The sequence below is a fragment of the Methylobacterium sp. D48H genome, from assembly GCF_053345715.1.
Map to the genome: position 1 here is coordinate 1 of NZ_JBKFAP010000098.1, position 401 is coordinate 401.

1 protein-coding gene is annotated in these 401 nt (G+C 67.3%); it reads left to right on the forward strand.

The features are described 5' to 3' along the window. Nucleotides 1–401, forward strand: a 401-nt coding sequence (locus tag ACLBX8_RS31650) for a GTP-binding protein (RefSeq protein ID WP_447716411.1), incomplete at both ends; no start/stop codon positions are given.

The following is a 401-nucleotide window of genomic DNA, read 5'->3' on the forward strand; positions in this document are numbered from 1 at the left end:
GGCCCGATGCCGCAGACCCGCGAGCACATCCTGCTGGCCCGCCAGGTCGGCGTCCCGGCGCTGGTGGTGTTCCTCAACAAGGTCGACATGGTCGACGACGAGGAGCTCTTGGAGCTGGTCGAGCTGGAGGTGCGCGAGCTGCTGTCGAAGTACGACTTCCCGGGCGACGACATCCCGATCACCAAGGGCTCGGCGCTGATGGCGCTCGAGGACAAGGAGCCGAAGATCGGCAAGGAGGCGGTCCTGGCGCTGATGGCGACCGTGGACAGCTACATCCCGCAGCCGGAGCGTCCGATCGACATGCCGTTCCTGATGCCGATCGAGGACGTGTTCTCGATCTCGGGCCGCGGCACGGTGGTGACGGGTCGCGTCGAGCGCGGCATCGTGAAGGTGGGCGAGGA